The organism is Sphaerochaeta sp., from assembly GCF_050178175.1.
Lineage (GTDB): Bacteria > Spirochaetota > Spirochaetia > Sphaerochaetales > Sphaerochaetaceae > Sphaerochaeta.
Genome location: NZ_JBFXGH010000143.1, coordinates 1 through 4,778 on the forward strand (window position 1 = coordinate 1; position 4,778 = coordinate 4,778).

General features: G+C 50.9%; 4 protein-coding genes. All 4 read right to left on the minus strand.

Going from position 1 to position 4,778, the window contains the following annotated elements; genetic code table 11:
* Window positions 1-15 precede the first annotated feature (15 nt).
* Window positions 16-1,758 carry a TIM-barrel domain-containing protein gene (locus AB7S66_RS11315; RefSeq protein ID WP_428520073.1) on the minus strand — a complete coding sequence of 581 codons (1,743 nt, stop codon included), beginning with the start codon at window positions 1,756-1,758 and terminating at the stop codon, window positions 16-18.
* Window positions 1,755-2,582, minus strand: coding sequence for a carbohydrate ABC transporter permease (locus tag AB7S66_RS11320; RefSeq protein WP_428520075.1), 828 nt, complete (start codon window positions 2,580-2,582; stop codon window positions 1,755-1,757). The genes AB7S66_RS11315 and AB7S66_RS11320 overlap by 4 nt, the downstream gene beginning before the upstream one ends.
* Window positions 2,572-3,498 (minus strand): carbohydrate ABC transporter permease, encoded by a 927-nt coding sequence (locus AB7S66_RS11325; protein WP_428520077.1) that lies wholly within the window; start codon window positions 3,496-3,498, stop codon window positions 2,572-2,574. The genes AB7S66_RS11320 and AB7S66_RS11325 overlap by 11 nt, the downstream gene beginning before the upstream one ends.
* A gap of 48 nt (window positions 3,499-3,546) precedes the next feature.
* The coding region (locus AB7S66_RS11330; protein ID WP_428520079.1) for an ABC transporter substrate-binding protein at window positions 3,547-4,778 on the minus strand (1,232 nt) is incomplete at its 5' end.

Consider the following 4,778-nt stretch of genomic DNA (forward strand, 5'->3'; position numbering starts at 1 on the left):
GCTGGATTATCGCACCTAGGACTCTTCTTTGCAGCATCTCAGCGTAGCCATTGAATTCTTCAACCGATTGAACTCAGAATCTTGCACATTGATGAAAATACCGATTCGCCCTATTGGGTACTCCCTCTCTATCGTACAGGGGCCAGAAATGGTCATACCGGTAAAAAGATCGTACCAGTGCCCATCAGGTAGTGCCACCGTACGCGTTCTCTGTCCTTCCTCCAGGATGGGAGCAACCAACAGGGAACTGCCCAATAGATACTGGTCATAGATATCGCTGTATGTGCTGCCAAACTCATAGAACATAGGCCTCATCATTGGCTGCAGTGTTTCCCTGGAAGCTTCTGCTTCCCTGACGAGGTACCACCTCAGATCCTTTCTCATCGTGCTGTAGCGTCTGGTAATGGAGAGAACCTCTGCTCCATGCTTCTGGGCCATATGCCAAGGACTTCGGTCGTTGATGAGCTCTTCACTCTTCATCACCTCACTAAATTGTCCTCCTACCGGTTCAGAATGCCACTGCATCACAGGAACCAGGGATCCAAGCTCATAGCTTCTGAGGTACAGTTCCCCAGAGGGCAATGGACCAGCAAACCCGCCGATGTCAAAACCCCACCAGAAGATTCCTGAGATTGCCGCACTCAGCCCCGCTTTCAGTACTGCCTGTAGCTCCGACCACTGGGAGAGCTGATCGCCTGCCCAGAAGAGCATGGAACCTTGAGCACCAAGGTATCCTGCTCGGCTGAATGTAATACGCTCGGGGCCAATGAACTCCTGATACGCCTCAATATAGCTCTGAGGGTAGCGGTTACGCATCTCTTTACCGGTAGAACCGTCATGGAAGCGTACTTCATCAGAGAGGATGCACTCCCCTCCGTCGGTCTTGAACCCTGACACCCCCATATCCAAGAGGTACTTCCGTTTGGAAAACCACCACTCTCGTGTCTCTGGGTTGGTGAAATCGGGGACCATGGAACCAGCGAACCAGTGTCCTTCAGGAATAGTGTACGGGGTTCCATCCTTGTTCAACACTGCAAGGCTATGCTCCTGTATGTAGGATAGATCCTGTTCATGGCGCGCATCACGCCTACCCGCTTCCAGTGCCTTGAAAACAGGACATTGCCAAAGCATGAAATGCACACCTTGCTCGTTCAGCTTCTGCACAAGTTGTTTGGGATCAGGCCAGAGCCCTTGCTCTTCACCAAAGGTATAAAACGTCGACTCATCACTCCAAGCTTCCACGACCAACACTGAAATGGGAAACCCATGCAAGCGTGCAGCTTCCAAGGCTTCAAGCACATCCTGCTCGCTTCGCCAACGATTGGCACTTGCCCACTCTCCGAACACCCATGCAGGGGGAAGGACAACCCCTCCAAGGTAGGAGAGCAGCTTTCCCAATGTTTCCTTTGGGGTCCCGCTCGCTATGACGAGGGCATCGTCAGCTGAAAAGTCTCCTTTCAAGGCGAGCTGAATACCATCCTCGTTCCCTTGAGACTCAATGGTGAAGACACGATCACTCTGTACGAGAAAAGCATACTCATCAGAGAGGAACAACGGCTGGGGAAGATAGGTGTGTACACCCTGCCGGGTAAACACTTCCTCAACCTCGTTTTTCCTGGGGTGTGAAAGAAACTCAACACGGTCAAAATGTTCCCCAGCTCCCCAGAGATGATTCCCCTTGAACTGAAGAAGCACACTATTCTTTTCCTCTACCATAACAACACGGGATGCATATGCATCCAAGTGGATTGGTTTCATCCTTTCACTCCTCCAATTTGGAGACCACTGGCGAAATACCGCTGTGCACCTATGTAGATGACCAGAAGCGGGACGACAGAGATCAGGGAACCAGCCATCAGCAGGTCGTACGCTGTCTTGAACTGCCCGGAAAGAGCATTGAGTATAATGGGAAGCGTATAGTTCTTCGGGCTGGTCATGAGGACCAACGGCAAGAGATAATCATTCCAAGCATCCATCGCAATGATGATTGCAAGTGTTGCAAGCGCTGTCTTGCAGAGCGGGAGGAAAACCGTAATGAAAGACCTGAACAAGGAAGCACCGTCAATGGCAGCTGCATCGAGGTATGCATCAGAGATGTTCACCATCTGCTGGCGCAGCATGAACACGGCAAAGGCTTTGAAGGTATAGGGAAGAATGAGTGCAAACAGGGTGTCCACCAGATGCAGATCGTTCATGATCAGATAGAGGGGGATGAAGAGAACATGGCTAGGGAGCATCATGGAGGCGATGAAGAGCATGAACAGAAACCCACTGCCCTTGAAACGGATCTTTGCGAATGCGAAGGCTGCCATGGATGAGGAGAAGAGTGCAACCAGCACCGCTCCTGCGGTTACCACCAGCGAGTTGCCGATGGAACGAAGCATTCCGGTAAGGGCGAAGAGCTTTTCATAGGCTTGGATGGTGGGTTCCTTGGGGAACCACTCGATGGGAACGACCAACAGTGCCCCCCCACTCTTCAGCGAGGTGGAGATCATCCAGAGAAAGGGAACGATGGCAAGAATTCCCAGCACAATCGCAAGCAGATGATAGAGGAAGACTTTCATATGAATTCTATACATCATAGTTGACCCACCTTTTCTCACCCCGTTTCTGGATATAGGTAAATGCCATGATGATTACGAAGAGAATCCAGGAGTATGCTGCTGCGTACCCCATCTTCCCGTATCGGAAGGCATACTTGTAGATGCGCTCAACCATGACCATCGTCGCCCCATTCGGCCCAGCATTGCCGTCCTTGGTCATGACCATGACCTGGGGAAAAAGCTGGAAGGCATTGATCATCGAAAGCATTGAGACGTAGAAAAGCACAGATGAGAGCAATGGCAAGGTGATGCGAGCGAACATCTGTGCCTTACTCGCCCCATCAATGCGGGCTGCCTCATAGTACTCTGTGTTGATACTCTTCAAGCCACCGAGGAGGATCATGGCATAGAAGCCCATGTCCTTCCAGATTGAAGCCAGTACAATGGAAGGCATTGCCCAGACCTCGCTCTGCAGCCAGAGCGGTCCTTCAATACCGATGATTGCAAGAAAGTTGTTGATCGGTCCGTATACCGGAGAGAGCAACCATTTCCAGATCAGGGAACCGGCGACCCAGCTGGTGAGTACAGGAAGATAATACACAACCCGGTAGACATTGGCTCCACGATTTGGCGCATTGATAATCAAAGCCGCGGTCATGGACAGGGCAAGCATCAAGGGAAGATAGAGGACAATAAAGTAGAGATTATGGGACAAGGCTCTCCAGAACTCAGCGTCACCCAAGATTGCCTTGCTGTTCTCCAATCCTACAAAGTGCTCTGCAACAAACTTCAGGAACCCATCAGTCAAACGCACCCTGGACATACCTGACCAGTTGGTTACACTCAACATCAGCGAGATAATGATCGGAAGTATGGCAAAAAGAAGGGCACCAAGCAGGCTCGGAAGTAGATAGGGAAGGGCAACTCTGATTCCCCTTCTGCCTTGGATACTCATAAGACCTCCAGAGGCATGGCCAAGAAGGCCATGCCACTTAGTTTTTGGTTACAAAGAAATCTTGGATTCAAGTTCCTTCTGGCATGCATCAAGGGCAGCTTTTGCACTCTGCTTACCGGAGACAATCTGATCCAAATAGCTTTGGATGATGGCCTGCATCTCTGCCTGCTGAATACTTACCGGTGGAGTTACCAGGTAATCGAGAGAGGCAAAGACTGCTTCCCTGTTTTCAGGAGGAGTGACGGAGAGATAGCTGTCAATGATCTCAGGATAGGTTACCGGGGGAAGTTCCCACGATGCTTCAACCCTAAGTTTGGTAGCTTCCTTACTTCCTGCAAGGAACACTGCCAGTTTTGCAGCCTCAGCGGGATGCTTACTGGTCTCACTCACCACATAGGAGTTGGAGAAGAAGTGTGTTGCCTTCTGCACGTTACCGGGTTCGATGGCGATATCCCAGTCGAATGGGCAATTGGCTGTGAAATCCCCAAAGGCCCAGATACCGGTCACCAGCATGCCCAGTCGGCCGCTCTTGAAGAGGTCCCAGTCACCCATGCCTGCCATGTCGGCATCGGTCGGCATGATCTTGGAATCATTCTGCCAGCCTGCCATAAGCTTTGCTGCCTCAACATTCTGGGGAAGATTGACGGTAAAGGCAGTCCGTTCCGCATTCATCAAGGATCCACCATTCTGTGCTGCTCCCTTGTAGAATTCATGGAATGACAAGGGTCTATAGAAGCCCCAGATATTCTCACCGAGGGCCATGATCTTCTTGGAGGCAACCTCAACGTCCTTCCAGGTCCAGTCAGGTGTGGGGTAAGCCAGGTTTGCCTGGTCGAAGAGCGCCTTGTTGTAGAACAGGACCACATTACTGAATGAGTTTGGTACGCCGTACTGCACACCTTGGTAATTGAAGGCATCGAGGGCGGTCTTATTGAAACCGCTGGTGTCCCCAAGTAGCTTCGTTACATCTGCCAGGGCACCTTCGCTTGCGTAAGCAACAAAATTCTCATAGTTGAGTTCGAACACATCAGCTGCATTGCCCCCAACCACCTTGCTCTGAAGCTGGGTGAAATAATCATCGTAACCAATGGTCTGTAATTCGACCTTGATTGTTGGATTCTGCTTCTCGAACTCTGCAATCATTCCCTTAAGGGCTTCTCCTGAGAGCGTAGCTTCTGAACCGGAAAACTGTTCCAGTTTCAATGTAACAGTGCCCTGAGCAGCCTCTTTTGTTCCTGCTGAAAAAGCAGGGAGCAATACGAGAACCAGAACAAGGGCGA